General features: G+C 56.7%; 30 protein-coding genes. 20 read left to right on the top strand and 10 right to left on the bottom strand.

What is annotated here, in order from left to right:
* Positions 1-27: 27 nt before the first annotated feature.
* Positions 28-429, bottom strand: coding sequence for a DUF6691 family protein (locus AXW11_RS14810; protein ID WP_041334514.1), 402 nt, complete (start codon positions 427-429; stop codon positions 28-30).
* Positions 426-782, bottom strand: coding sequence for a YeeE/YedE family protein (locus tag AXW11_RS14805; protein WP_323133279.1), 357 nt, complete (start codon positions 780-782; stop codon positions 426-428). Before AXW11_RS14805 ends, AXW11_RS14810 begins: the two co-directional genes overlap by 4 nt.
* Positions 783-1,076: 294 nt before the next feature.
* Here AXW11_RS14805 and AXW11_RS14800 point away from each other — a divergent pair, with 294 nt between their 5' ends.
* Both AXW11_RS14800 and AXW11_RS14795 read left to right on the top strand, forming a co-directional pair.
* Positions 1,077-1,943, top strand: coding sequence for an MBL fold metallo-hydrolase (locus tag AXW11_RS14800; RefSeq protein ID WP_041334518.1), 867 nt, complete (start codon positions 1,077-1,079; stop codon positions 1,941-1,943).
* Positions 1,944-2,018: 75 nt separating this feature from the next.
* Positions 2,019-3,731, top strand: a complete 1,713-nt coding sequence (locus AXW11_RS14795; RefSeq protein ID WP_374700692.1) for a SulP family inorganic anion transporter — start codon at positions 2,019-2,021, stop codon at positions 3,729-3,731.
* Positions 3,732-3,795: 64 nt separating this feature from the next.
* Here AXW11_RS14795 and AXW11_RS14790 read toward each other — a convergent pair whose 3' ends face one another.
* From AXW11_RS14790 to AXW11_RS14770, 5 genes are all read right to left on the bottom strand, one after another.
* A complete protein-coding gene (locus AXW11_RS14790; protein WP_036206258.1) occupies positions 3,796-4,224 on the bottom strand; it encodes a c-type cytochrome in 429 nt (142 codons plus the stop codon).
* Entirely contained in the window at positions 4,217-5,071 is an 855-nt protein-coding gene (locus tag AXW11_RS14785) for a WD40/YVTN/BNR-like repeat-containing protein (RefSeq protein ID WP_036206261.1), read from the bottom strand. The genes AXW11_RS14790 and AXW11_RS14785 overlap by 8 nt, the downstream gene beginning before the upstream one ends.
* Positions 5,072-5,081: 10 nt before the next feature.
* Positions 5,082-5,594, bottom strand: a complete 513-nt coding sequence (locus tag AXW11_RS14780; protein WP_041334522.1) for a DUF411 domain-containing protein — start codon at positions 5,592-5,594, stop codon at positions 5,082-5,084.
* An 84-nt stretch (positions 5,595-5,678) separates the two neighbouring features.
* The gene (locus AXW11_RS14775) at positions 5,679-6,062 is read right to left on the bottom strand and encodes a hypothetical protein (RefSeq protein ID WP_258955196.1); all 384 of its coding nucleotides are present in this window, start codon (positions 6,060-6,062) and stop codon (positions 5,679-5,681) included.
* Positions 6,063-6,127: 65 nt separating this feature from the next.
* Positions 6,128-6,505, bottom strand: a complete 378-nt coding sequence (locus AXW11_RS14770) for a hypothetical protein (protein WP_177190617.1) — start codon at positions 6,503-6,505, stop codon at positions 6,128-6,130.
* 272 nt (positions 6,506-6,777) lie between these two features.
* On the opposite strand from AXW11_RS14770, the gene AXW11_RS14765 reads away from it, so the two are divergent.
* Entirely contained in the window at positions 6,778-7,137 is a 360-nt protein-coding gene (locus AXW11_RS14765; protein WP_177190616.1) for a hypothetical protein, read from the top strand.
* 34 nt (positions 7,138-7,171) lie between these two features.
* Here AXW11_RS14765 and AXW11_RS14760 read toward each other — a convergent pair whose 3' ends face one another.
* Together AXW11_RS14760 and AXW11_RS14755 are read right to left on the bottom strand one after the other, a co-directional pair.
* Entirely contained in the window at positions 7,172-8,731 is a 1,560-nt protein-coding gene (locus AXW11_RS14760) for a multicopper oxidase family protein (protein WP_041334528.1), read from the bottom strand.
* Positions 8,731-8,952, bottom strand: coding sequence for a hypothetical protein (locus AXW11_RS14755; RefSeq protein ID WP_036206272.1), 222 nt, complete (start codon positions 8,950-8,952; stop codon positions 8,731-8,733). Before AXW11_RS14755 ends, AXW11_RS14760 begins: the two co-directional genes overlap by 1 nt.
* 165 nt (positions 8,953-9,117) lie before the next feature.
* On the opposite strand from AXW11_RS14755, the gene AXW11_RS14750 reads away from it, so the two are divergent.
* From AXW11_RS14750 to AXW11_RS14710, 9 genes are all read left to right on the top strand, one after another.
* A complete protein-coding gene (locus AXW11_RS14750) occupies positions 9,118-9,519 on the top strand; it encodes a MerR family transcriptional regulator (protein WP_041334531.1) in 402 nt (133 codons plus the stop codon).
* 69 nt (positions 9,520-9,588) lie between these two features.
* A complete protein-coding gene (locus AXW11_RS14745) occupies positions 9,589-12,075 on the top strand; it encodes a heavy metal translocating P-type ATPase (protein WP_091642410.1) in 2,487 nt (828 codons plus the stop codon).
* Between the two features lie 33 nt (positions 12,076-12,108).
* Positions 12,109-12,294: an SHOCT domain-containing protein gene (locus tag AXW11_RS14740; protein WP_041334534.1), complete on the top strand. Its 186-nt coding sequence runs from the start codon at positions 12,109-12,111 to the stop codon at positions 12,292-12,294.
* Positions 12,272-13,021, top strand: a complete 750-nt coding sequence (locus tag AXW11_RS14735; protein WP_052479499.1) for a TVP38/TMEM64 family protein — start codon at positions 12,272-12,274, stop codon at positions 13,019-13,021. Before AXW11_RS14740 ends, AXW11_RS14735 begins: the two co-directional genes overlap by 23 nt.
* A 540-nt stretch (positions 13,022-13,561) precedes the next feature.
* Positions 13,562-14,482, top strand: a complete 921-nt coding sequence (dsbG, locus tag AXW11_RS14730; protein WP_258955195.1) for a thiol:disulfide interchange protein DsbG — start codon at positions 13,562-13,564, stop codon at positions 14,480-14,482.
* Positions 14,482-15,672, top strand: coding sequence for a protein-disulfide reductase DsbD family protein (locus AXW11_RS14725; RefSeq protein WP_041334537.1), 1,191 nt, complete (start codon positions 14,482-14,484; stop codon positions 15,670-15,672). Before dsbG ends, AXW11_RS14725 begins: the two co-directional genes overlap by 1 nt.
* Positions 15,673-15,688: 16 nt before the next feature.
* Positions 15,689-16,279, top strand: coding sequence for a protein-disulfide reductase DsbD domain-containing protein (locus AXW11_RS14720; RefSeq protein ID WP_091642404.1), 591 nt, complete (start codon positions 15,689-15,691; stop codon positions 16,277-16,279).
* Between the two features lie 42 nt (positions 16,280-16,321).
* Positions 16,322-17,026 (top strand): SCO family protein, encoded by a 705-nt coding sequence (locus AXW11_RS14715; RefSeq protein WP_052479500.1) that lies wholly within the window; start codon positions 16,322-16,324, stop codon positions 17,024-17,026.
* A 56-nt stretch (positions 17,027-17,082) separates the two neighbouring features.
* Positions 17,083-17,658 carry a TlpA family protein disulfide reductase gene (locus AXW11_RS14710; protein WP_091642401.1) on the top strand — a complete coding sequence of 192 codons (576 nt, stop codon included), beginning with the start codon at positions 17,083-17,085 and terminating at the stop codon, positions 17,656-17,658.
* A gap of 46 nt (positions 17,659-17,704) precedes the next feature.
* Here the strand turns inward: AXW11_RS14710 and cadR are convergent, their stop codons facing one another.
* On the bottom strand, positions 17,705-18,106 hold the full coding sequence (gene cadR, locus AXW11_RS14705) for a Cd(II)/Pb(II)-responsive transcriptional regulator (RefSeq protein WP_091642398.1): 402 nt from the start codon (positions 18,104-18,106) through the stop codon (positions 17,705-17,707).
* Between the two features lie 97 nt (positions 18,107-18,203).
* Here cadR and AXW11_RS14700 point away from each other — a divergent pair, with 97 nt between their 5' ends.
* The 8 genes from AXW11_RS14700 to lgt form a co-directional block, all read left to right on the top strand.
* Complete coding sequence (locus AXW11_RS14700) at positions 18,204-19,100, top strand: cation efflux transmembrane domain-containing protein (protein WP_091642395.1); 897 nt, start codon at positions 18,204-18,206, stop codon at positions 19,098-19,100.
* A 3-nt stretch (positions 19,101-19,103) separates the two neighbouring features.
* A complete protein-coding gene (gene lspA / locus AXW11_RS14695) occupies positions 19,104-19,616 on the top strand; it encodes a signal peptidase II (protein WP_041334543.1) in 513 nt (170 codons plus the stop codon).
* A gap of 99 nt (positions 19,617-19,715) precedes the next feature.
* Positions 19,716-20,354: a peroxiredoxin gene (locus AXW11_RS14690; protein WP_036206316.1), complete on the top strand. Its 639-nt coding sequence runs from the start codon at positions 19,716-19,718 to the stop codon at positions 20,352-20,354.
* Between the two features lie 108 nt (positions 20,355-20,462).
* Positions 20,463-22,460 carry a heme lyase CcmF/NrfE family subunit gene (locus AXW11_RS14685; RefSeq protein ID WP_036206926.1) on the top strand — a complete coding sequence of 666 codons (1,998 nt, stop codon included), beginning with the start codon at positions 20,463-20,465 and terminating at the stop codon, positions 22,458-22,460.
* Positions 22,460-22,981 carry a DsbE family thiol:disulfide interchange protein gene (locus AXW11_RS14680; protein ID WP_371915651.1) on the top strand — a complete coding sequence of 174 codons (522 nt, stop codon included), beginning with the start codon at positions 22,460-22,462 and terminating at the stop codon, positions 22,979-22,981. The genes AXW11_RS14685 and AXW11_RS14680 overlap by 1 nt, the downstream gene beginning before the upstream one ends.
* Positions 22,972-23,460: a cytochrome c-type biogenesis protein gene (locus AXW11_RS14675; protein ID WP_041334546.1), complete on the top strand. Its 489-nt coding sequence runs from the start codon at positions 22,972-22,974 to the stop codon at positions 23,458-23,460. The genes AXW11_RS14680 and AXW11_RS14675 overlap by 10 nt, the downstream gene beginning before the upstream one ends.
* Positions 23,461-23,462: 2 nt before the next feature.
* Complete coding sequence (ccmI, locus tag AXW11_RS14670; protein WP_228301244.1) at positions 23,463-24,347, top strand: c-type cytochrome biogenesis protein CcmI; 885 nt, start codon at positions 23,463-23,465, stop codon at positions 24,345-24,347.
* Positions 24,348-24,386: 39 nt separating this feature from the next.
* Positions 24,387-24,890 (top strand): prolipoprotein diacylglyceryl transferase (gene lgt, locus AXW11_RS14665; protein WP_286792424.1); only part of this gene is annotated, 504 nt, incomplete at its 3' end.

Raw genomic sequence — 24,890 nt, 5'->3', positions numbered from 1 at the left:
CCAGCAGGCAAATTATGCTGTGCTACCTCAGACCCGGCGAGCCAACCACCAACCGACGACCATCGACAGCAATAACGCCACGAGAGGCCAGGTTATACCGCTTATTGACGCAAAGGCTGGGCCCGGACAATAACCTGATAGACCCCAGCCTATCCCAAACACAGCGGCACCAATCAATAAACGGGTATCAATATCACGACGTGCGGGCACGATAAACGTTTCTGCGAAAAGAGGGCCCTGACGACGGAACACCAATCGGTAGCCGATAAACGTTGTTATCACCGCTCCGCCCATAACAAATATGAGCGTTGGGTCCCAGTTACCAAAGACGTCGAGAAACCCCTGAACACGATGGGGGTCAGTCATACCGCCGATAGCCAGACCCAGGCCAAACAACAAACCAGCCAGGTAACCAAAAATCAGTTTCATAAAGAGTGTCCTGTCATGAGTCTGACGACGTAGACGGTTACAACACCCGTCAGGAGGAAAACCAGCGTTGCCAGCATGGATCTGGGGGATAGCCTGGCGATACCACAAACACCATGCCCACTGGTGCAACCGTTGCCGATACCAGACCCCAAGCCCACCAGCAAACCAGCCACGACCATCAGCGGCACGCCACCGATGGGCGCGCCGACCACGGCTTCCGGATTGCCCGCCACATTTCCAAGCGAGCCGTTCAGGACAACCAACAACAGAGGCCCGCTGATAAGGCCCAGCACAAATGCCAGTCGCCAGGCAGACTCCGCAGTAAACCGATCAAAGATCAGACCAGATACCATCCCACTGATGCCTGCAATACGTCCCAATGTGACCATAAGCATCACTGCGGACAAGCCTATTAAAAGACCTCCGAAGGCACCTTGAATAAAAGAGCTCCAGTCCATTTCTATACCTCTTCAAATGCCACAATTTGCCCAGCGGACAGTGTGTCGTCTCCACGTAACGGAGGCATACCACGAGATTGTTGCAACCTATAATCTCAGTTATTTAATATAGCTGTTAACGCTATCGTTATAACATAAAACCTGATACGTTGAAATCTGATCAATTCTCTTTGCGACGAGGGTGACGCCATGCAACATCCGCTAGTCACGCATTTCTTTGACGAGCCTACAAACACATTCAGCTACATCGTTCAGGATCCTGATAGCTCGGTCTGCGCGATCATCGATTCTGTGCTGGATTTCGACTATGCCGCGGGCCGGACCGATGTCCGTTCCGCTGACAAGATTATTGAGTACGTTCAAAGCAATGACCTGAGTGTGGAATGGGTTTTGGAAACCCACGTGCACGCTGACCACCTCTCTGCTGCACCCTACCTCCATGAGCGTCTCGGCGGAAAAACAGGCATTGGTGAAAAGATCGCTGTCGTTCAGGAGGTGTTTGGCAAAGCTTTCAATGCCGGAACAGATTTCGCTCGGGATGGCAGCCAGTTCGACCGTCTGTTCAAGGAGGGCGACACGTTCATGATCGGAAATCTTGAGGCGAGCGTTCTTCACACGCCGGGACATACTCCGGCTTGCCTGACGTACGTCATCGGAGATGCAGCCTTCGTCGGCGACACACTCTTTGCGCCGGATGCCGGGACCGCCCGTTGCGATTTTCCAGGGGGCGACGCCCATACCCTTTACCACTCCATTCAGAAAGTCCTGGCGCTTCCCGGAGAAACCCGCGTTTTCCTTTGCCATGACTACAAAGCGGCGGGGCGCGATGAGTTTATTCATGAGACGACCATCGCCGAACAGCGTTCCAGCAACATCCATGTGGGTAAAGGTATCAGTGAAGACCAGTTTGTTGCTTTTCGCTCAGAGCGTGACGCCAAGCTCGGAATGCCCCGACTGATACTACCGGCCGTTCAGGTCAACATGAGGGCGGGGCAACTGCCCCCCTCCGAGGATAACGGGCAGGTGTACCTGAAAATTCCGATCAACCGGTTTTAAACAAAGGTCTGGAAGGGCGCAAATGGTTGGAGAGACCACTAGAGCGAAAACTCTGACGGCCGTGGAAGGTTGACGGTGAAGCGAATTGCGGCATATTTGCCAATTGTTGACTGGCTGAAAGGTTATCGTGGAGATACATTGCTAAGCGATGGCCTTGCGGCGGTTATCGTCACACTCATGCTTGTTCCTCAGGCCCTGGCCTACGCCCTGTTGGCAGGGCTTCCGCCCGAAGTTGGGTTGTATGCAAGTATGATCCCGCTGGTGGTCTACGCTTTATTCGGCACCAGTGCGACGCTGGCTGTTGGTCCTGTCGCAGTGGCGTCACTGATGACAGCCTCTGCGTTAGGAGGCGTTGCTGTTACAGGATCGCCCGAATACGTTGGTGCCGCTCTTATACTGGCTACGCTGTCCGGGCTGATTCTGTTCGCCATGGGCGTCTTGCGACTTGGTTTTATCGCAAATTTTCTGAGTCACCCCGTGATCTCCGGGTTTGTCACTGCGTCCGGAATTCTTATTGCGGGTAGTCAGCTTGGCCATATTCTCGGTATACAGGGGGGTGGTCACAATCTGATCGAAATGGGGGCAAACCTGATCAGCGAGTTTGGCTCCTCCAATCTGATCACGTTTGCTATTGGAGCCGGCACTCTCCTGTACCTGTTTCTGTGTCGCCAATATCTGAAAAATGCACTCATCGGGCTCGGTCTGGCGCCCCGAGGAGCAGATATCCTTGCGAAGGCCGCCCCCGTGTCAGCGGTTATTGTAACAACAGCGGCGGCCTGGCATTTTCATTTGGGGGGTGCAGGAGTCAATCTGGTGGGGCAAGTTCCGAGCGGACTTCCGGAGATCCGTTTACCTTCAATGGACCCCAGCATATGGGCAACTCTGGCCCCCGCAGCCGTTCTGATCAGCCTGGTTGGATTTGTAGAATCAGTGTCCGTTGCCCAGACCCTTGCAGCTAAAAGGCGCCAGAGGATTGACCCCAATTCTGAATTAATAGCGATGGGGTTGGCGAACATAGGTTCAGGCGTAAGCGGGGGCTCTCCGGTCTCAGGTGGTTTTTCGCGCTCTGTTGTGAATTTTGAAGCCGGAGCCCGGACGCCACTTGCGGGTATGTTTACCGCAGTCGGGATTGCACTTGCCACGCTCTCACTCACCGGCATACTCGCCTTTCTTCCAAAGGCGACACTGGCCGCCACAATCATGATCGCAGTGAGCACTCTGATTGACGTAAAAGCCATTGGCCGCACCTTTCATTACTCAAAAGCGGACTTCGCCGCGATGCTGGCAACCATTGTGCTTACGCTGATTCAGGGCGTCGAAGCCGGAATCCTGGTCGGTGTGGGTCTATCGATAGGGATTTATCTGTATCGCACCAGTCGTCCGCACAGTGCAATTGTTGGCCGGGTGCCGGGTACCGAGCATTTCAGAAACGTAGAGCGCCACACGGTTGAAACGGATGAGAAATCCGTTGTCCTGCGAGTTGATGAAAGTCTTTATTTCGCCAACGCACGCTATCTGGAAGAGACCGTCATGGCGCTGACTTCTCAACAACCGAAGATGAAGAATCTGGTTCTGGCTTGTCAGGCGGTAAATGCCATTGACGCTTCAGCACTTGAGAGCCTGGAGGCAATAAATGGCCGGCTCAAGGCTATGGATATACGCCTGCACATGTGTGAGGTGAAAGGCCCTGTGATGGACGGTCTGCGGCGGACTCATTTCTGTGAGGAACTCACGGGGCAGGTTTTCCTGAGCACGTATGACGCCTGGAAAACACTCTGTCTATCCTGAAGCAAGTTCAAAATGGTGCAGAACGAAGGAGCCTCTTGTTAACGCATGGAGGCCAGTTTTCCTGCTATTGGCTCTCTGTCGCCTGGTACGTTCTTTGTTCATCGGTCCAGAGCGTTTTCAGGTATTCAATGACTGACTGAATTTCCTGTTCAGTGAGAGCGTCTTCGAACGCTGGCATGGTCAGCCGATCGGTTTTGTTGAAGGGGTGCCGCCAGCCCTTCGCGATCATCTTGAACAGCATGGCGTCGCTGTGGCGCCAGGTATGGCCGGTTTCATCGTGAGGCGGTGGCGGCATTTCACCTTTCTCATCCGGTTTGTTCCAGTTGGCAGCACCCTCAGCCTGCTGCCCATGGCAGGCGGCGCAGTATTGTTGATAAATTTGTTGACCCTGCGCCACATTCGCGGGCGCAGGGTCGGTACTCGCCGGTTGGCCGGAAGCAATCGCAACGGTCGGCACAACGAACAGAATCAGCAAGCCGATCCACTTATTCATACACCGGCGTCCATTCGCCGTCGTCGCCAAGGGCAAGCAGGTTGCCGCCCTCAACGGCTGTTACGAAACCATGAGCTGGTGAGAAAGTCAGCGCCGTCACGGTTCCGGGTGTCTTGACGCTTGCCCAGGTTTCGCCGCCATCAGTACTGTGATGGAGTTGTCCCTCGACGACTGCATAGACGTTTTCCGGAGCGGCGGGATCATAGCTGATGGCAGACACGGTACCTCGCAGATCTCCCGCATCGCCCCAGAAGCAGAAACAGTCCATGGAGCGGGCAACGCCGCGCGTCGTGCCGGCGAAAAGCCAGCCACTCTCCATGCTGCCGGGCATGTCCGAGTGCAGGAATGCCTGCACCGGCTCTTGCGGACCCGCATCGACTTTGGCCCATTCGGCGCCGCCGTCCCTGGACCGGAACATACCCTTCTCGCCAAGGTAGGCGTAAACAGTTTCCGGCTGGGTGGCGTGAGCCGCAATGGCAGTAACTTCGAGATCTGGCAATGTGTTGTTGAGGGATTGCCAGCTTTCATTGCCGCTGTTGTAACGCCATACGCCCAGGCCCGGACCGGCGAGGTAGGTGGTGCCGTCCGCTCCCTTTGCCAGAGACGTGGGCTGAGCACCCGAATCAGATGGCGGCAGGGGAATCTCGGTGGCAGTGTGGCCATCAATGGCGAACAGGCCGCTATCCCGCAGTACGAGAAGAGCACCTGATGAGCTACTCGTCAATGCCTTCACTGGCTGGCCATCAAGCTCAGGCTGGGCTTGAGCCAGTGCCGGTATGACAGCCGCCAGAGCGACCAGGACAAAACACGAGAGCGCGGACTTCAGGCGATAAATGAACGCATTCATGGCGCTGACCTCAGTAATCCGTATATTCGCGGAACACACTCTGCTGTCCGTTGGCACTGAAGGCTATGACCTTGTAGTCCTGCTTGCGGCCAGTTTCCATGCCGGGACTGCCCTGGACCATCCCGGGCACAGAAAGTCCTACGGTATTGAACTGTGGTTTTTCAAGGTAGGCGACAATATCATCCGCCGGTACATGCCCTTCGATCACCACATCACCGATCAACGCGGTGTGGCAGGACGCCATTTCACGGGGCACCCCATACTTTTGTTTGACCTCACTAAGGTTGTCGGTTTCAACAATGTTGGTGTCAAAGCCATTGGTCGCAAGATGCTCAGCCCAGGACTGACAGCAACTGCAATTGGGGCTCTTGTAGATGGTGATGTCTGTGCCAGCCTCTGCAGTGGACGCGACTGCGGCTGACGGCTCGGCAGACTCATTGGCCTGCATTGCCAGCGTGGTTGCGCCGGCAACGAGAACGATGGCGGCGACACCCGTATACAGGGCGGATTTTTTCATCTTCATGGTAAATCCTCGGTTTGATTCGGTAGCAGGCAGCGCAAGGCCCGGGGTCGCCTTGGCTGCCCCGGGCAATGGGTGTTGGTTGGCTTAAGCGTCCTTATCCTTCTCGCCACGGTCCATGTGATCGCCGCCATGGCTCTGCATCATCTTCATACAGGCCTTTTTCATGTTTTTCATGGCTTTGCGTTCTTCTTCAGACATGTTGGACATCATGCCTTCCATGCCTTCCATGCCTTCCATGCCCTTCATTCCCTTCATGCCATCCATTCCCTTCATATCTTTCGAGGACATCATTCCGCTGTCGCCGGAATCAGAGTTCATTATGCTGTCAACTTTACCTTCGGCGTGGGCGAAAACAGAGAAGAACGCGACACTGCCGGCGAAAATGGCGGCTGTAATCGAAAGCTTGATATTTGAATTGCGCATTTGATTTGCTCCAGTTAAAGACTCGTGACGAATAGGTGTGAACACGAGGCTTACTTGTAAGAATTAACATTAATGACATTGCCGCAATGGGCAAAAATTCGGGTTAAGACTCAGGAGCGGGGTTCTGGAGGGGGGGTGATAAAGGCCAGGTAAGGGGATTGGTAGCTGCCCTCACGGGCACTGAATACCGGCTGGGAGCCGGTATCGATCAGGCCGCTAAGGCCTGTTGGCAAAAGACCGATACTGACGCCACAGCTGTTCAGCCCGCTGGCGGCCGCACAGGCCATATCTGAACCTGTGAAACAACTGGCCACGTCATCAGAAGCAGATCCGTTGGTTCCGGTCACATCGGCCATCATGGAACCGCAGTTCATCATGGACGCATCCATCTGACCGTCGGCCATTTCAAAGACGGCCAACGCCGGAGTGCTTACCACCATTATGAGTGATAGCAACAACGAGAAAATTTGGCGTTTGGTTCTGGTCATCTTGATATCGGGCACCAACCTGTCGATCTTCACCGCTGTGACAAAACCTTCGTCACCTAGTTCACCAGATGCTAGCAGTTTTTTATTTCGATGCCATCACTTTCTGGAAAATCAGAGCCGCGTGGCAGGTCCGATCTGGTTTCTTTATAAAATGCTTGACCTTAAACCTTGCTTCAAGGTTATTTTCTTGACGTCGCTGGTTGCAAGGCTGTTCTCCGCTCCAACGGTGAACGTGAGAAACTGAGAACGATTTTTGGAAAGGTGAATATATAATGAGTTGCTGTAACAAATCGAACTGTGACGAAAAGGGCAAGACGAACCCGGATACCGGCTCACGAGGGCTCATGGGATTGCTGACGGGGCCACGCCGTTGGTGGTTGTTTGGTGCTATTGGGGTCTCCGCCGGACTGATTTTTGGCTGGGATACGCTTGTGCTGCTCGGGGTCGCGCCTATATTGATCTTCCTCCTGCCATGTCTGATCATGTGTGGCCTGGGGTTGTGCATGAACAAATCCAAGGACAAGAAAGGCTCGGTGACCGCAGTTGAACAGGCGGGCGAGGCTGGTGATGCCCAGTCGGTGGCTCCTCAGCCCAGGGTCTCGGATGCTTCACGCTCGACGAAAGCATTCTGACAATGAGTGTGCGCTAAGAGGGATGTCGTGGCGTTTAGCCTTGCACCTGAAAATAGCGCATCATTCCTGCATCTTCATGTTCCATGTTATGACAGTGGTAGATGTAAAGGCCGTCAAAGCGCTCGAATTTCATCGCCACCTGAACCGTTTCACGGGGCATGACCAGAACCGTGTCGTGCCAGCCACTGTCTACAAGGCCCTGCTGTAGACTGTCCGAGTTGCCGCCTCGTCGCCCTACAACGTTGAACTGCAAGCCATGAATATGCATCGGGTGAGGCATCGGTGTGCTGTTGTGGAATTCCCAGATTTCCGTGTCACCAAGGCGGACTTTTTCGTCATCCGCGACATTCGTTCCGTCAAACCGCCGGCCATTTATGGCAAATCCCCGCATCATCACCGGGCTTAACTCGAACGACCGGATTCGCGTATTGCGGTTTACCGGTATTTTTTGCCGCTGCACACCTAGCTGTGCCGGTAAAGGTTCGCTGGCCTCTACTGACTTGGACACCTCCAGCCTGGCCAGGGGAAATCGGCTGCCGAGGGGCAGGGCGTTGCTGCCCATCATTCCCATTCCGCCCATCATGCCTGCCTGGAAACGGTCACTGATAAGCTCCAGCGTATCACCCGGCTGGGACTCGGAAAGGTCGACCCAGATATCAAGCCGCTGAGCCGGAGCCAGCACGGCGTAAGGCCTGTCTTCCGGTTCCTGAAGAAGGCCGCCGTCTGCACCGATAACGGTGACAGGTCGCCCGTCGCTCCAGGCCAGTTTGTAGATGCGAGCGTTAGAGCCATTGAGAACCCGAATTCTGTATGGGCGGGTGGCAACCTTACGGGTGGTTGGAGGCGCCCCGTTAGCCAGCACTCTGTCCCCCAGAAAACCGTGCATACGATCCATCATGGACCCCCTGCCACCGCCCATGTAAACCAGTTCATTGTTACCAGCAAAGGTGCGGTCCTGAAGCACCAGTAACAGCTCGTTATCGCCCGACGGCAATTTGAGGCCCGCTTCCTCTTCATCTTCAACGATCAGGAGCCCGGCCAGGCCCGCGTAACTCTGAAATCCCACGCGACCGCCCTGCTTGCCATGGGCATGGGAGTGGTACCAGAACAGTCCGGCCCGGTCCAGTACCTCAAAGCCTACAGTCATTGTCTCGCCTGGGCGGATCGGAAGTCTTGGTTGTCCGTCTACGTCGGAAGGCACATGAAGCCCGTGCCAGTGGACGGTGGTGTCCTCTGGCAGCTCATTGTGAATATGGATTTTGACGGTCTGGCCGTGGCGCAGCCGGATCGTTGGGCCGAGGTAACTGTCCGGGTTTTCGGTGACTGTGTTTTGCGGGCCTTTCAGCAATTCCGCCCTATAGCGCCACACTTCACTGGGGGCGCCCGGAAGAATGGGCACCGAATCGGGCATGGCGTGAAGATTCAGTTCAACATCGTATTCATCGGAATCAAGGCCGAGCGTTTCCGATTCAACCGCTTTTACCCCTCCATCACACCCGGTAAGCAGAAGTCCCGGCGACAACGTGAGAAGGACGCCGGTGCCCGCCGCAGCCCGAAGGACCGTGCGCCTATGGACACTTTTTTCCCTGCTCATCACTTGTTCCTCAGGTATTTGATCAGTGCCAGAATCGCCAGTATCAATAGCACAACCAGAAGAATCATTATCATCATCATGAATAGCCCCATACCGCCCATGCCCTGCATCATGTTGCCACCCATCATGCCTTCTCCCATGCGCCCGGGCCCATCAGCGAATGCGAAAAGGGGCAGGAAAAGTCCTATCATCAGCGTAACCAGCCTTTCAAAAACCTTCATTACAGTGTCTCCGTCTTTTTGCCCCACTTGATTTAAAGCGGGGCCTTGGCCCAGTTTGGTGCATCGCCCCCGATCTGACAATGCATGAAAAATACCTTGACCTTAAAGTTTACTTTAAGGTTATGGTTAGGATAAGTCATTGACCACTCGTTTTGAGGTGCAGGAATGAAAACGTTCAATATCGGCGAACTCTCTGAAAAAAGCGGCGTGGCCAGCCATGCGATTCGCTTTTACGAGCGGGAAAATCTCATGCCCGAGCCCGCCCGAACACATTCGAATTATCGTCGTTACCCCGAGGATGCGATCGCCAGGCTGCAATTCATCATCCACGCCAAGCAATGGGGTTTCACCCTTGATGAGATTCGTGAACTCCTGATGCTTCAGGACGCCAATGGCGACCGTGCCGAGGCCAAGCAAATTGCAAAGAAGCAACTGGAAAAAATCCGGCATCAGATTCAGAGCCTGTCCCGCATTGAGGCCGTCCTGTCGGAAACCCTGGAGGAATGCTCCGGTGAAGGACCCATGGACGGCTGCCCGATTGTCGAAGCTATAGCCCAGCAAGGGTGACGCTGCCAGTTGCCTGCGGATGAACTGATTAAAGGCACGGAGTTAGCTGTGCCGAGGAGCCAAACGGGTATGCAACGAATAGAGATTCGTGTTGATGGAATGTCTTGCGCTTCGTGCGTCGGGCGGATTGAAAAGGCGGTCATGGGTCAGCGCGGCGTTGCGGAAGCCCAGGTGAATCTGGCGACCGGAAAAGCCACCGTGGAATTTGACCAGCCTACCACGCCGGCCATGCTAATCGACTCGATTAAGGAGGCGGGGTACCAGCCACGGCTACAGTCGGCTGAAATTCCGGTCGTCGGCATGAGCTGCGGCTCCTGCGTATCCCGGATTGAGCAGTCATTGAACAAGCAACCCGGCATGGTCAAGGCCAGTGTCAATCTGACTACCCGGAAAGCGTTTGTGGAGTTCCTGTCTGACACCCTGTCAGTGCCGCAAATTCATCAGGCGATCCGCGATGCGGGATATGAGCCTCAGGAGCCGGACGCCAGTAGCGAAACGGAAGAGCAGGACAGGGAGGGCATCGACCTCCGCCGGAAAGTGCTCTTCGCTGCAGCTCTGACTATCCCGGTAGTTCTGATTGCCATGGGCAAGATAATTCCTGCTCTGGAGGCTCTATATGCAAGCCTCCTGCCCCATCGCGGTTGGATGGCCGTGGAATGGCTGCTGACCACGCCCGTAATGTTTTACGCTGGGGCTAGATTTTTCCGCTCCGGTTACGTTGAACTGCGTCATGCCAGCCCCGGCATGAACAGCCTGGTCATGATCGGAACCAGTGCCGCGTATTTCTACTCGGTGGCGGCATTATTCGTTCCGGGTTTCTTTCCTGCAGGCACGGCTCAGAGCTATTTTGAGGCGGCGGCGGTGATCGTGACGCTCATTCTGCTGGGACGCTACTTCGAGCACGTCGCCAAAGGCCGGACGTCGGAGGCAATCAAAAAACTTCTGCAACTGCAGGCGAAGACCGCCCGTGTCATTCGGGACGGGGACGTCGTCGAAGTGCCCATCGAAGCCGTAGTACCTGGTGACCGTATCCAGGTGCGCCCGGGAGAACGGGTTCCTGTTGATGGCGTGGTGGAAGAAGGCCAATCCTACGTGGACGAGTCCATGATCAGCGGCGAGCCCGTTCCCGTGGCCAAACAGAAAGACGCCGAGCTGGTGGGTGGAACCATTAACAAGAACGGTTCCCTGACGTTCCGGGCTACCCGGGTGGGTGCGGACACCGTTCTGGCACAGATCATCAGAATGGTGGAATCGGCTCAGGCTGATAAACCCCCGATTCAGGCGCTGGCCGACAAGATAGCGGGAATTTTCGTTCCCATTGTGATCGTGCTCGCGATTCTGACGTTCATCACCTGGTTCAGCTTCGGGCCTGCCCCGGCACTGTCTTTTGCCTTCGTGACAACGGTCAGTGTGCTGCTGATTGCTTGTCCCTGCGCGATGGGCCTGGCCACGCCAACAGCTATTATGGTCGGAACCGGTAAGGGCGCCGAAATGGGCGTGCTGTTCCGCAAAGGGGCGGCCCTGGAGACACTGTCTCGGATGGACACCATCGTCCTCGATAAAACCGGCACCCTGACTCGGGGCCAGCCTGAGCTGACAGATTTCATCCTGGTGGAAGGCCGCGAGGATGAGGTCCTGGCCTGGGTTGCGGCTGTGGAGACCGAAAGTGAGCATCCGATCGGGGAAGCCATCGTCAAAGGTGCAAGGGATCGCGGGCTCACGTTGCCCGCGACCAGTGAATTCCAGGCGGAGCCGGGCTATGGCATTCAGGCACAGGTGGCCGGACGCCGGGTCAATGTGGGCGCGGACCGTTATATGCGCCGCCTCGGTATCGACCTGGCCAGCGTCGCCGACGATGCGGTTTCACTTGCTGAAAAAGCCAAATCCCCGCTGTATGTTGCCGTCGACGGACGCCTCGCCGCGCTGATTGCCGTGGCCGATCCGCTCAAGGACGGTTCGGTGGAGGCGATTGCTGCGCTCAAGTCATCAGGGCTCAGCGTGGCTATGCTTACCGGTGACAACCGCGCCACCGCCGAGGCGATTGCGCGGCAAGCCGGCATCGAACGGGTGCTTGCGGAGGTATTGCCGGACCAGAAAGCGGCCGAAGTGAAGCGCCTGCAAGAAGAAGGTGCCCGGGTTGCTTTTGTGGGTGACGGTATCAATGACGCACCGGCCCTGGCGCAAGCCGATGTGGGTATCGCCATCGGCACCGGTACCGACATTGCCATCGAGGCCGGCGACGTGGTTCTGATGCGCGGCGACCTCCGGGGCATCGTGGATGCAGCAGCGCTCTCCCGGCGCACCCGCAAAACGATCCTCGGCAATTTTGTCTGGGCCTACGGATACAATCTGGCACTGATCCCCGTAGCCGCAGGTGTTCTGTTCCCGTTTACCGGTTACCTGCTCAACCCCATGCTGGCTGCGGGTGCTATGAGCCTTTCCAGTGTATTTGTGGTGACCAATTCTCTCCGGCTGGGCCGGTTCAAATCCAATAGCGAAGGCTTCGCGACGAGCAATATCAGCGAAAGCGGAGCCGCACAGGCCAGCGTCTCGTAAGAGGCCTGGTACACACAGAATCAGGAGATTGACATGATGACAAATGAGGCATGCATGTTTGGAATGGCGGGAATGGGGTTGATATCCCTTTTGCTCATCGTCGCCCTGGTACTTGGCGTCGCAGCCCTCGGCAAGTACCTGTTTTCGAAAAACAGGGACGATTCTGGACGCGCGAGTAAGAACGCCAGAGGAGATTATGACTACCACCCTGAAGCATGAATTTCATCGGGTACCCATGGCAGGCATGGGAGTTAGACCGAACGCAAAATCAAAAGTTGCCGGGGGTCTGCTCTTGCTGGTTGCACTGGCTGCGATCTATTGGGTCATGCTGGAGACCGGAGCATTGACCACCGTGACCAACAAGGCGGCCTTGTCGGAATGGATTGACCAACTGGGGTATTGGGGGCCGGCGGGTATCATTGGCCTGATGAGCACGGCCATTGTCCTGAGCCCGATCCCCAGCGCCCCGATCGCCATGGTTGCCGGTGCGGTGTATGGATCGCTATGGGGAACAGTGATCGTGGTTATCGGTGCTGAGGCCGGCGCACTGATCGCTTTTGCCATTGCTCGATCCCTGGGATTCGACGTTATCCATCGCTGGAGGCGGCTACGTCCGGTATTGAATTGGCTTGGTAAGGAGCGCTCCCAGAGCGCATTGATGCTTGTCATTTTTACTTCAAGACTGGTGCCTTTTATCTCCTTCGATGGGGTCAGCTATGCAGCGGGCCTGACACCACTCGCGTTCTGGCGATTCGTGGTCGCAACTCTGGCCGGTGTTATTCCGACAGCGTATTTGATCACAGCGTTTGGTGGCTTGCTCATGGCTTCTGAGTCCGGGGTGGTGACGGTGCTTCTGATTCTGGTCAGTGGTATTACCCTGTTGCCGATTCTCGGGAAACTGCTATTGGACCGTCGTCGGGGGCGCAAAGGCGCGTGTATGCCGTAGAGCCCGGAGGAACCAATGGGCATATTACCAGTCCAAGCCTGACGGCGAACCCAGACAGAGAGGTGAGGGTGAAGCGCTCAGGTTTCCTTGGCACTCCGATGAATGTGGTTTATGGTGCAGTCTGCTTTCCACACGTGAAAGTCACCTGGCGGTTCTGAATACTGACTGGATGATGAATTAATGACCAAACGGCTTCTGGGACTTTCAGCGATATTGATCGCGGCTACTTTCCTGTTTTCACAGGCAGGTGCCACAGCCCCCGGTGCGTTGGAACCCGCAGTCGGGGCTTGCTTTATGATGCCCGATATTCCGGAGACATCAGATTGTTCTGGTATCCAGGGTCAGACAAGCTGCAGTACGACCTGTATTTCTTCCCATGTCGGTGAATCGGTCATTCCTGAATGGCCCCTGTCATCGTCTTCCCCTGGGCCTGACACCTATTCCTTTCATGCAGGCCGTTTGCTCTCGGGGCCTGAACCATTCCCTCCCAAGTTGTCCGCAGTCTCCTGAACCTTTAGTTGCCGCGGGTTCCTGGTTCGAGTGCTTCTCGCCCGGTCCCGAGAATCCTGCGATGACTTAGTCATTATCCTTACGATTTCTTTTAACTGCCTGCTGAATTCACAACAATGGGAGCCTACCCTTATGATCTTCTGTCTGAAACATCCGGCGCGGGTAATGACCGTGCTCTGCCGTAAGCTGTCGGTAACACTTTTTATGGTTTTTTTCGCGGTCCTGGCAACTGCGTCGCCGACGATGGACCCGGGAATCGAGGCGCTTCAGAAAAAAGTCGGTTTTACGGTAATTGAACGCTTCTCCACACCAGTTGGGGGCGTGACCGGTTATGTTGTAAAGACCGGGGATGGAAAAGCCGGAATCATCTATGGTGTCGGTGACTACACTTTTTCCGGTGCGCTTCTGGAGAGCGACGGCACCGATCTGACTCGTCAGTACACGACACGCTATATATCAGAGCCAATGTATGCCTCCGTTGCCGAGAAGCTTTCCCGGGATACTCACTTAGTCAGCGAGGGCGGAAAGAATGCCCCGGAAATCTATGTGTTCGCGGATCCCAATTGCATCTTTTGTCACAAATTCTGGCAGCAAACCCGAGATTGGGTAGCGCAGGGGAAAGTCAGGTTGCACTGGGTCATGGTTGGTTTTCTCAAGCCCTCCAGCCTGGGCTTCTCCGCCGCAATCATGAATGCAGAGGATCGGGCCGGAGCGCTCCAGGCGTTCGAGGAGAACTTTGGTAACAATGGTAGCGGGGAGGGCATTTCCGAGCTCACGCCCGTACCGGCGAACCTCAAGGCGGCGCTTGAGCAGCACAGCAATTGGATGGCCGAACTGGGTTTCAGTGGAACGCCAGGGCTGCTGTTCAAAGACACGAGTGGTCAATGGCAAGGCCAGACCGGCGTGCCTGGGCAGGAAGCGCTGGGAAGGGCGCTGGGGATAGCTGAGTGATGGATCAGTTGCCTTCTTTGCTCATTGCCGGCCAGATCATGATGGCGGTTATGGCAGGTCTACTGCTGAACCTGACGCCCTGCGTGCTGCCCGCGATCCCCATCAAGGTCCGGACCATCCTGCGGGAGGCGGGCGGCCAGAGGTCCCATCGGGTGCTGGCCGCGCTGGCATTCACGGCCGGAACACTCACCTTTTTCCTGACGCTGGGCGGCCTGACCGCACTGCTGCAGTGGAACTGGGGCACGTTGTTCCAGTCGACGCTATTTGTGGCCGTCCTGGTTGCGTTGATGGTCGGGTTTGCGGTGATTACCTGGCTCGATCTGCCCATCCCCGTCCCGACATTCGCCGCCTCGGCGCATGGCCGGCGTTACTTTGAAGCCTATGTATCCGGGCTGTTGAGTGCGATCCTGGCCGCGCCCTGCGCAGGCCCTTTCCTGGGGGGCGTGCTGGCCTTTGCCGTTACCCAGCCGGCACCGGTCATCATGGGGATATTCGGCAGTATCGGGCTGGGGCTGTCACTACCCTACGCGGTACTGATGCTCAGGCCCGAGTGGCTGAGCCGTTTGCCCAAGGCGGGCCCCTGGACCGTAGCCATTCGTGAAGTGCTCGCGCTGATATTGCTGGCCGCCGCCGTGTTTTTCAGCGCGAGCCTGGTGCCCAAAGCGGTATACCCCTGGCTGTGGTGGGCCTGGCTGGCGCTGGTGCTGGTCTGGGGTCTCCGCCGTTTCGTTCAGGGGAACGGTGCCGTGCGCGTGATCACTGCAACGGCGACAGGCCTTGCCTTGGCGGTGACAGTGGTATTCGCATCTCCGTTGGGCAGCGGCGAAGACGAGCTTGTCTGGCAACCCTACTCAGCAGAACTCCTGGCGGACACAAAAGCCCGTGGCACACCGTATTTGCTGGAGTTCACTGCGGACTGGTGCATCAACTGCAAAGTCCTGGAGCGCACCGTGTATAAAGAGCCCGCTGTGGCCGAAGCCGTGGAGCGAGCCGGCATGGTGCCGATTCAGGTGGACGTGACAGCAAGCGATCCCGAAAAAGACGCATTGTTAACAGCAACGGGAGGGCAAGCTTTGCCTTTTGCGGCGATTTTTGACGCTGACGGCACCGCTGTCGCCCGTTTCACGGGGCTCTTTGATACCGACAGCCTGGTCGAGGCGATCAACCGCACCGAGAATTCACAACGCTAGCTACTGGAGATAAACCATGACAACCCGAACCAAAGTATTGCTGACCGGCGTAGCGGTTTTTCTGATCGCGATCGCGGCGTTCACGTTGATCGGTACCAATTCCGGAAACGCTCCTGGCTCGGCCCAGTCCGAACGAGCCAATTCCGACCCCCAGTCGCCAGTTGCCCGCACGGGGTTGGCAGATTCTTCCGATAAGGTCCGCCTCAATCTTGCGGAAGGCGGCAAAGCCCTGATAGGGGAGACCGGTGAAATCGTTCTGACACTGGACATCGAACCGGGCTGGCACGTGAATGCGAATCCAGCCTCCATGGAGTTTCTGATCCCCACCGTCGCCAAGTCCTCGGCTGGCGGCCAGTCGCTCGATATTCCGACGGAGTACCCGCGCGGCCGGGTCAGTGACATTGTGCTGGGTGACACCGCCCTGGAGGTGTACGACGACGGTGCGAGCATCCGGCTGCTGCCAGATGAAAAACAGACCACCGCGCTGAAAGAGGCAGGCAAGCTTGACATGACAGTACGGGTGCAGGCCTGCAGTGACGAGGGCGTTTGCCTGGCACCAGCTGACCTGCCCGTTGCGCTGAATCTGGACGATACCAAGCCACAATAACCCGGGACTCCCTTCGGAAAACAACTCAAATGGAGAATGACTGTGAACAGCTTATTCAGAGTATTCCTGATTGCCGTGATTGCCCTGGTCAGCACCAATGCCATGGCCCATTCCATGGAGGATGTGGAGGCCTCGTTGAACGAGAAAGAGCGGTATGCCCAGTTTGTGGATCAGCCGGCCCCTGAATTTGATCTTACAGGCGTTGATGGCAATACCCTTTCCCTTGCCGACTTAAACGGCAAAACCGTTGTGCTCAATTTTCTCTACACGCGCTGTACCGACGCCTGCCCTTTGCATATGAACCTGATACGGCAGTTGCAAACCGGGGTTGAAGAAGAAGGACTGAGTGAAGAGGTGGTGTTCATCACCATTGCCACTGATCGCGAGGATATTGCCGGGACCCGGGACAACATGCGCGCGTATGGCGACAATTTCGACCTGAACCCCGATAATTGGCACTTTCTGTACCGGGGCGTAGGTGAATCGCCCGGGTTGACGTCGGAGCTCGCCAAAGCCTACGGCGTTCAGTTCAGGGATACGGGTGAGGGTGTACAGGTCCATGGTGTGGTAACCCACGTGATTGACCCGGAAGGTCAGATGCGGGCCCGGTTCCATGGATTGAAATTCAAGCCTGAGCATCTGGTGACCTACCTGACGGCCATTGCCAAAGGCCCCAACGCGGCAGCCGATGATGGGTTCTGGGGCCGACTGCACGGGCAAATTGAAGAGCTGTTACAGAGTGAGTAACGCGTGGGGCACCATGCGGGCAACAAACCGACCACTGTAATCAGGAGTAATGTCCAATGAGTCACCAGCGCATATCTGCCGCCCGGAGAATCGCCGTAGTCCTTTTCGCGCTTGCTATTTCCATAGCCGCTCCAGTTATGGCTGCAGGGAAGGTTTCGAAGTCCGTGGGGCCCCAGGGGTTCCTGATCTGGGAGTCTCCTCGCACTCTGCCCGAGCTGGCTTTTCAAGACGAAGTCGGCAGGCCGCTGACACTGGCTGACTTTAAGGGTAAGGCGATATTGCTCAATATCTGGGCGACCTGGTGCCTGCCTTGCCGTGAGGAAATGCCGACGTTGGACTCACTTCAGGCTCAACTGGGCGGCGAGCAATTTGAAGTGGTCGCGCTGTCTGTTGACCACGTAGGCATCAGCGTTGTTGAGAAATTCTACCGGAAAACAGGCATCCAACATCTTCGCCAGTATATTGATCCGTCGACACTGGCGACCTCAACACTGGGCATAGAAGGTGTTCCTACAACGCTGCTGATTGATCACGACGGTCGCGAAATTGGCCGTCTGGTCGGTGCCGCGGAATGGGACAGCCCGGCCATGGTGGATTTGATGACCCGCACCATTGAAGGGGTTCCGGACTGACTGGATTTACGCAATTGAAAAGGCAGGTGCGTAATGCTTCAAGCTACTACTGGATGCTTCCTTCGCTGAGCCCTTCGAGAACCCCGCAGGCCTCAATTTCCCGATCATCGTTACAACTTGCTCGCAGCGACACAAGTTGTTTCTCCAGTACCTGCAGATCGGTTATCTGAGACCGTACATGAGCGATGTGATCATCAAGCAAGATGTTGATGGCCCTGCAAGGCTGATGGGGGGTGCCCTGATAGCACTGTAGCTCGTGAATTTCAGCGAGTGACAGCTCGAGTATTCTGCAGCGCCGGATGAAGGCCAGTCGCTCAACATGCCGTTCAGTGTAAATACGGTAGCCGTTGTCCTGCCGCTCCGGCGGCGGTAACAAGCCCTCTCGCTCATAGAAACGGATGGTCTGGGTATCGACGCCTACGGACCGTGCCAACTGACCAATGCGCATCGGGTGTCTCCTCAACAAATGGTATCTGTTCTATTGACCTTATAGTGACTATATAGTTTTAAATCATAATCCGACAATACCCAACTGGAGCCGTATCATGAGTAAATCCTGTGAAGACGCCTGTGGCTGCGACGCAACACCCGCCGAGGGTAACGCCGGGTCGGAGGCCTCTGAAGCGTCCGGCAACTGGATCAGTGTGTATACCGTACCGAAGATGGATTGTCCTTCGGAGGAACGGATGATTCGACTGGCCCTGAACGGTTTTGAAGACATTCGCGGGCTGTCCTTCGACCTGTCTGATCGGCGGTTGAAGGTTGTGCACGATGGCGAGGCTGAGCCTATCACCGCGAAGCTGGCGACCCTCGGGCTGGGCGCTTCGCTTCAGGAAACGGCCGCTGCCGACCCTGAGTCAATCAAGGCGGTCGGGGATACGGCTATCTCTGCCGAGCAGGAGTCCGGCACCCTGCGTTGGTTGCTCGGTATCAATGCTGTCCTGTTTGTGGTGGAAATGACGGCCGGCCTGATCGCGCACTCCACCGGTTTGATTGCAGAATCCCTGGACAATTTCGCCGACGCGGCCGTTTACGGGCTCGCCCTGTATGCGGTTGGGCACAGCGTAAAAATGCAGGTGCGTGCGGCGCATCTTGCGGGCGTACTTCAACTGATTCTGGCTGTGGGCGTGCTCGCTGAGGTGGTGAGGCGCTTTGTCTTCGGCAGTGAACCTGAGTCGCTGGTAATGATGGGGATTGCGTTCATCGCATTGATCGCTAACACCACCTGCCTGCTGCTGATATCCAAACATCGGGAGGGCGGTGCCCACATGAAGGCGAGCTGGATATTCTCAGCCAACGATGTGGTCATCAATCTGGGGGTCATTACCGCTGGCGCCCTGGTCGCATGGACTGGCTCCAATTATCCGGACCTGATCATCGGCAGCATCGCGGGGATTATCGTACTCAACGGTGCCAGGCGCATCCTGGCGCTTAAGGGTTAAATAATGTCCATCGTTGCCAGGAAACACTTGCCGTATGGCCTGCTGGCGATTTCGGGCCTGATTGCGGCGTCTGATCAGGTTGTAAAATGGTCGGTCCAGCAGTCAATGGCGTATGGCGAGTCGATTCCGGTGACCCCGTTCTTTAACTGGGTGCATGTCTGGAACACCGGCGCCGCATTCAGCCTGTTTGCCGATGGCGGAGGTTGGCAGCGGTACTTTCTTATCTCAGTCGCGGTAGTTGTCTCGATTGTACTGATCGGGCTGATTCTTCAGTGCCGCCGCAGGGGAGAAGCCATCGCGTACAGCCTTATTCTTGGCGGTGCCATGGGCAACCTGATTGACCGGATATTTCGTGGCTATGTTGTGGATTCCTTTGATGTCTATTGGCAATCCTGGCACTGGCCGGCCTTTAACCTTGCCGATATCGCCATTGTGCTGGGCACCGTGCTTTTCCTCTATGTCAGTTTTATACCCGAAAAATCGGGCACGAACGTCGAGCTCGATGGATCAGGCTAAAAAACATCTGACAAACGCCTTGACCTTAAAGTTGACTTTAAAGATATCGTCTGTACTGACAAACCGAGAACGACAGCCAAAGCAAAGGAGAATGAAACGATGACATTGCAACTTGGAGAAACCGCTCCCGATTTCACCGTCGCATCCACCGAAGGGAACATTCAGTTTCATGAGTGGCTGGGAGACGACTGGGCCGTGCTGTTTTCACACCCCGCCGACTACACCCCCGTCTGTACCACAGAGCTCGGTGCCTTCGCGAAGCGTAAGGACGAGTTCGCCAGTCGCGGTGTAAAGCTGATCGGGGTCTCCGTCGACCCGCTCGACTCCCATAACGACTGGGCGAAGGATATCGAGAAAACCCAGGGCACGGGGCTCAATTTTCCCCTGCTGGCAGACAAGGATCAGGTGGTTGCCGACCTGTACGGAATGATCCATCCGAAAGCCGATCCCAAGGTGACTGTTCGAACGGTATTTATTATCGATTCCGCAAAGAAAATCCGTCTGATGCTAACGTATCCGCCCAGTACCGGGCGCAATCTGGACGAGATCCTGCGCGTCATTGATTCGCTCCAGCTGACCGACAACCACAAAGTGGCCACGCCGGTGGACTGGAAGAATGGCGAGGATGTGATCATCGTTCCGTCGCTCTCCAACGAAGAGGCCAAAGAGCGCTTCCCCGACGGATGGGATGAGCAGACACCGTATCTGCGCGTTACCCGCCAACCTGGTCGGAAGTAACAGGGAATTCGTCAGCCGGCCGGGTGGCTGGCTGACGAAGCGATACCTGAGAACCCCTCACCGATAGGTTCGGTCATCGCCGAACCCTTAACCGAACACGGCCTCGAAATGCTTACCCTGACAGTTCCTGAAGTTGGTCTCTTCGCGTTATTGATTGCACTTTGCCTGTCGCTGCTTCAGGCGACCGTGCCCTTGCTGGGAGCCGCCACCCGACGCCCGTTGTGGATGGCATTTGCAGAGCCTATGGCATGGGGGCAATTTGCCTTTCTACTGGTTTCTTATGCCAGCCTGACCGCCAGTTTTCTTCTGGATGATTTCAGCGTGGATTATGTGGCCCGTAATTCGAACTCAATGCTGCCCTGGTACTACAAGTTCACCGCCGTCTGGGGCTCTCATGAAGGCTCGGTGCTGTTATGGAGTCTGATTCTCAGTGGCTGGGGCTTTGCCGTCAGTCTGTTTTCCCGCCAGTTGCCACGGGATATGCTGGCACGGGTTCTGGGAGTTCTGGGTGTCGTCAGCGCAGGGTTCCTGCTTTTCATCGTCGTTACGTCCAGTCCCTTTGATCGCCTGTTGCCGGGCATGCCAGCCGACGGTGCCGATCTGAATCCGTTGTTGCAGGATGTTGGCCTGATCATCCATCCGCCGATGCTTTACATGGGCTATGTGGGTTTTTCTGTGGTCTTTGCTTTTGCCATCGCTGCGCTGATTGAGGGGCGTCTGGATGCGGCCTGGACGCGCTGGGTTCGGCCGTGGACCAACATTGCCTGGGCCTTTCTGACCCTCGGCATCGCTCTGGGTAGCTGGTGGGCCTACTATGAACTGGGTTGGGGAGGCTGGTGGTTCTGGGATCCGGTGGAAAATGCATCGCTCCTGCCCTGGCTGAGCGGGACAGCGCTGATACATTCACTGGCGGTCACGGAAAAGCGTGGCACGTTCAAGAGTTGGACGGCGCTGCTGGCGATTTTCACGTTCTCACTCTCGTTGCTGGGCACCTTCCTGGTGCGCTCAGGGGTACTGACCTCGGTTCATGCCTTTGCCAATGATCCGTCACGGGGGCTCTTCATTCTGGCGTTGCTGGGAATAACGGTCGGCGTCTCGCTGTTGATCTTTGCGCTACGGGCGCCGCGAATGAGCGCCAATGCGGGCTTTAGCTGGCTTTCCAGGGATGCACTGTTACTGATCAACAATATTTTGCTGGTCATCATGACGATCACGGTCCTGATGGGCACCCTGTACCCCTTGATCCTGGATGCACTCGGGCTGGGCAAAATCAGTATCGGCGCGCCTTACTTTAATAGCCTGTTCGTGCCACTGACCGTCATGCTTTGTGCCTTTATGGGGCTGGGGCCGGTCGCACGCTGGAAGCAGATGCCCGGTCGCGAGCTGTTCCGGCGACTACTGGGGGCGGGTCTGGCCGCACTGGCGATTGCGGTATCGATACCGTTTCTTTACAACGGCCAGTGGAATGTCGCCGTGGCGCTGGGGATGGTGGCGGCCCTGTGGGTAGTACTGGCGTTGGTGCGCGACCTGTTTGATAAAGTCCGCAATGCGTCCTCTGCGCTGGCCGGATTGCGTAAGTTGACCCCTTCATACTGGGGCATGGTGGTCGGCCACGTGGGCCTGGCCGTCACCATCGTGGGCGTGGTGATGGTGTCGAACTACGCCATGGAGCGTAATGTGCGGCTTGATATCGGTGAGCAGGTGGATCTGGGCGGGTACGATTTTACGCTGACCGAACTGGGCGAGCGTCGGGGGCCCAACTTCCTCGCCGATACGGCGACCATCGAGGTTGCCCGTGAAGGCCGGATTGTCACCACCCTGTACCCGGAGAAGCGCCTGTACATTGCCCGTGGGCAGCCGATGACCGATGTCGCACTCGACCCCGGCCTGTTGCGGGACCTTTACGTGGCCATGGGGGAGGAACTGGACGACGGCAGCTGGGCAATGCGCCTACAGGTCAAGCCATTTGTACGCTGGCTTTGGCTGGGTGCGCTGCTGATGGCCTCCGGGGGCGTGCTGGCTGTGGCGGATCGTCGCTATCGTCGCCGCCGTGCCGCTGCAGCTGACCGGGAATCGATGAGGCCGGCGCGCGAGGTTCGCGCATGATGCGCCGCCTGTTGCTGATGCTTCCTTTTGTGGTGTTCCTTGGCCTGGCCTTCTTTTTGTACCGGGGGCTTTCGCTGGACCCCAGTGCTCGCGAGTCGGCCCTGATAGGCCAGGCGTTTCCCGCGTTCACGCTTCCGACGCTAGAGGACCCTGACACCGAGGTGGATGAATCCCTGCTTCGCGGGCAGATGTCTCTGGTCAATGTCTGGGCGTCCTGGTGCCCGACCTGCAAGGAGGAAATGCCCCAGCTACTGGCGCTCTCCGAACGCGGCATTCAGATGGTGGGCATCAACTACAAAGACACACGTGACCTGGGGCGACAGTTTCTTGAAGAGTTTGGAAAACCTTTCGAGGTCAACATCTTTGATCCTGCCGGTGACCTGGGTTTCGAGCTCGGCGTGTATGGCGTGCCCGAAACCTTCCTGGTCGACGCAAACGGTATCGTTCGATATAAGCACGTCGGGTACATAACGCCAGCTCAGGTGGATGAAGTCATGGCGGAGGTAGAGAAATGGCGCTAAACCGAAAGAGCCGTTGCTGTGTGGTCATCGTGTTTTTGCTGGCTTCGTTCCAGTCGGTGGCGGACACGGCAATCGATGCGCGTCATTTCGAGGATCCGGTGATGGCGGAGCGTTATCGCGACCTTACGGCGTCGTTGCGGTGCCCTAAATGTGATGCTCAAGCCATCGACAGTTCCGATTCGCCGGTGGCGGCGGACATGCGGGAGCGGGTAGCAATGATGCTTCGTGATGGGCGTGCGGATAAGGAAATTCTTGATTTCATGGCTAATCGTTTTGGCGAGTTCGTTCTTTACAACCCGCGCCTTGACGGGCGCACGTGGTTGCTTTGGGCGTTGCCGGCAGCGCTGGTGGCAGGGGGCGCCATGATTGTGATTGCGTTTGTCCGGGCACGCAGACACCGGCGAGTGCGGCCGCTCTCCGAGGAGGAACGTACCCGCCTGTCCTCCCTGATTCATCGTCACCGTGAGGGATCGGAATGACTATGCTCTGGTTAAGTATTGGTACACTGCTGCTTCTTGCGCTGTGGTTCCTGAGTCTACCGTTGCGGAGAGCAAGGGCGATCCATGACTGGCAGCAGCGGTTTGAGGCCGATGATCATGCAGAGGCGCAAAACCTGGCCGTCTATGAGCGCCGGCTTTCAGCACTGGAAAGAGCCCGCGATCGCGGCGAGATTGACGTCGCCCGTTTTGAAGAAAGCCGTCACGAGCTGGACCGCAATCTGCTGGAGGACACCGAGGCCCGCCGCCGAATGCCTCTCAGGCGCCCCGTGTCAGGACGTTTGATGATTCCGTTGGTGATAACGGCAGTAATAGGTGCCAGCATCATCGGCTATCGATGGCAGGGTGCCGATGGCGATCTGGCCCTGTATGCCGCCCAACAGAATGCGCTCAATACGCCCGGCGCCTCAATGAAAACCCTGGTTGGCCGGCTCGAAGAGGAGGCCGGGACTCAACCGGATAATCCCAAGGTCTGGTCGTTGCTGTTTCCGCTTTACCAGAAGATCGGTCAACCGGGGCAGGCGATTGGCGCCCTGGAACGACTGATCGAACTGGAAGGCCGCAGAGTTGACCTACTGGCCCAACTGGCCCAGATCAAATTCTTTGTGGCCGGGCGCAGCCTGACCACTGAAGTGCAGGCGCTGATCGACGAAATACTCGACAAGGATCCACGTGAGCCAACGGTGCTGGGCATACTGGGGGTCGAGGCCTTTGACGACGGCCGCTATGAACAGGCGATCAATTACTGGCGCCGGGCATTGGCTGGCTTCGGCGACAACGAGTCCGCACAGGCCATGCGCAACGGTATTGCTGTTGCCAGGCAACGATTGGAGGAGACAGCCAATGGAGCGGAACGTGTTACTGATTAAAACCCTAACGCACTTTCAATCACGAAATCAGGAAAGCTTATGCTCCAGTATCCTCAAATAGACCCGGTAGCCATTGCACTGGGCCCGCTAAAAATTCATTGGTACGGCCTGATGTACCTTGTCGGTTTTCTTGCGGCCTGGTGGCTGGGGCGTCGTCGGGCTCATCGACTCGGCTTGAACGCAGACGCTGTTGAAACATTGATTTTCTACTGCGCGATGGGGGTCATTCTCGGTGGCCGCGTCGGTTACGCGCTCTTCTACGGTTTTGACAAGCTGGCAGACAACCCGCTCTGGCTGCTCAAGATCTGGGAAGGGGGCATGAGTTTTCACGGCGGCTTGACCGGCGTCCTGATTGCAGCTCTGGTGTTTGCTCGAAAGCAGAACCTGCGATTTTTCCAACTCACGGACTTTATAGCGCCATTGGTACCAATTGGCCTGGGGGCAGGGCGCCTTGGCAATTTTATCAATCACGAGCTCCCGGGGCGGGTCAGTGATGTTCCCTGGGCCATGGTGTTCCCGAATATGGGGTCGGCGCCACGTCAC

It is taken from the genome of Marinobacter sp. Hex_13, from assembly GCF_001566815.1.
In the GTDB taxonomy this organism is placed as follows: domain Bacteria; phylum Pseudomonadota; class Gammaproteobacteria; order Pseudomonadales; family Oleiphilaceae; genus Marinobacter; species Marinobacter salarius.
The sequence above is the reverse complement of the archived record's forward strand: the minus strand, read 5'-3'. Positions and strand labels throughout refer to the sequence as shown.

Coding starts and splice junctions, on each gene's coding strand:
- AXW11_RS14810 (WP_041334514.1), bottom strand. CDS start 429: ATGAAACTGATTTTTGGTTACCTGGCTGGTTTGTTGTTTGGCCTGGGT.
- AXW11_RS14805 (WP_323133279.1), bottom strand. CDS start 782: ATGGTATCTGGTCTGATCTTTGATCGGTTTACTGCGGAGTCTGCCTGG.
- AXW11_RS14800 (WP_041334518.1), top strand. CDS start 1,077: ATGCAACATCCGCTAGTCACGCATTTCTTTGACGAGCCTACAAACACA.
- AXW11_RS14790 (WP_036206258.1), bottom strand. CDS start 4,224: ATGAATAAGTGGATCGGCTTGCTGATTCTGTTCGTTGTGCCGACCGTT.
- AXW11_RS14785 (WP_036206261.1), bottom strand. CDS start 5,071: ATGAATGCGTTCATTTATCGCCTGAAGTCCGCGCTCTCGTGTTTTGTC.
- AXW11_RS14780 (WP_041334522.1), bottom strand. CDS start 5,594: ATGAAGATGAAAAAATCCGCCCTGTATACGGGTGTCGCCGCCATCGTT.
- AXW11_RS14770 (WP_177190617.1), bottom strand. CDS start 6,505: ATGACCAGAACCAAACGCCAAATTTTCTCGTTGTTGCTATCACTCATA.
- AXW11_RS14765 (WP_177190616.1), top strand. CDS start 6,778: ATGAGTTGCTGTAACAAATCGAACTGTGACGAAAAGGGCAAGACGAAC.
- AXW11_RS14760 (WP_041334528.1), bottom strand. CDS start 8,731: ATGAGCAGGGAAAAAAGTGTCCATAGGCGCACGGTCCTTCGGGCTGCG.
- AXW11_RS14755 (WP_036206272.1), bottom strand. CDS start 8,952: ATGAAGGTTTTTGAAAGGCTGGTTACGCTGATGATAGGACTTTTCCTG.
- AXW11_RS14750 (WP_041334531.1), top strand. CDS start 9,118: ATGAAAACGTTCAATATCGGCGAACTCTCTGAAAAAAGCGGCGTGGCC.
- AXW11_RS14745 (WP_091642410.1), top strand. CDS start 9,589: ATGCAACGAATAGAGATTCGTGTTGATGGAATGTCTTGCGCTTCGTGC.
- AXW11_RS14740 (WP_041334534.1), top strand. CDS start 12,109: ATGATGACAAATGAGGCATGCATGTTTGGAATGGCGGGAATGGGGTTG.
- AXW11_RS14735 (WP_052479499.1), top strand. CDS start 12,272: ATGACTACCACCCTGAAGCATGAATTTCATCGGGTACCCATGGCAGGC.
- AXW11_RS14725 (WP_041334537.1), top strand. CDS start 14,482: ATGGATCAGTTGCCTTCTTTGCTCATTGCCGGCCAGATCATGATGGCG.
- AXW11_RS14720 (WP_091642404.1), top strand. CDS start 15,689: ATGACAACCCGAACCAAAGTATTGCTGACCGGCGTAGCGGTTTTTCTG.
- AXW11_RS14710 (WP_091642401.1), top strand. CDS start 17,083: ATGAGTCACCAGCGCATATCTGCCGCCCGGAGAATCGCCGTAGTCCTT.
- cadR (WP_091642398.1), bottom strand. CDS start 18,106: ATGCGCATTGGTCAGTTGGCACGGTCCGTAGGCGTCGATACCCAGACC.
- AXW11_RS14700 (WP_091642395.1), top strand. CDS start 18,204: ATGAGTAAATCCTGTGAAGACGCCTGTGGCTGCGACGCAACACCCGCC.
- lspA (WP_041334543.1), top strand. CDS start 19,104: ATGTCCATCGTTGCCAGGAAACACTTGCCGTATGGCCTGCTGGCGATT.
- AXW11_RS14690 (WP_036206316.1), top strand. CDS start 19,716: ATGACATTGCAACTTGGAGAAACCGCTCCCGATTTCACCGTCGCATCC.
- AXW11_RS14685 (WP_036206926.1), top strand. CDS start 20,463: ATGCTTACCCTGACAGTTCCTGAAGTTGGTCTCTTCGCGTTATTGATT.
- AXW11_RS14680 (WP_371915651.1), top strand. CDS start 22,460: ATGCGCCGCCTGTTGCTGATGCTTCCTTTTGTGGTGTTCCTTGGCCTG.
- AXW11_RS14675 (WP_041334546.1), top strand. CDS start 22,972: ATGGCGCTAAACCGAAAGAGCCGTTGCTGTGTGGTCATCGTGTTTTTG.
- ccmI (WP_228301244.1), top strand. CDS start 23,463: ATGCTCTGGTTAAGTATTGGTACACTGCTGCTTCTTGCGCTGTGGTTC.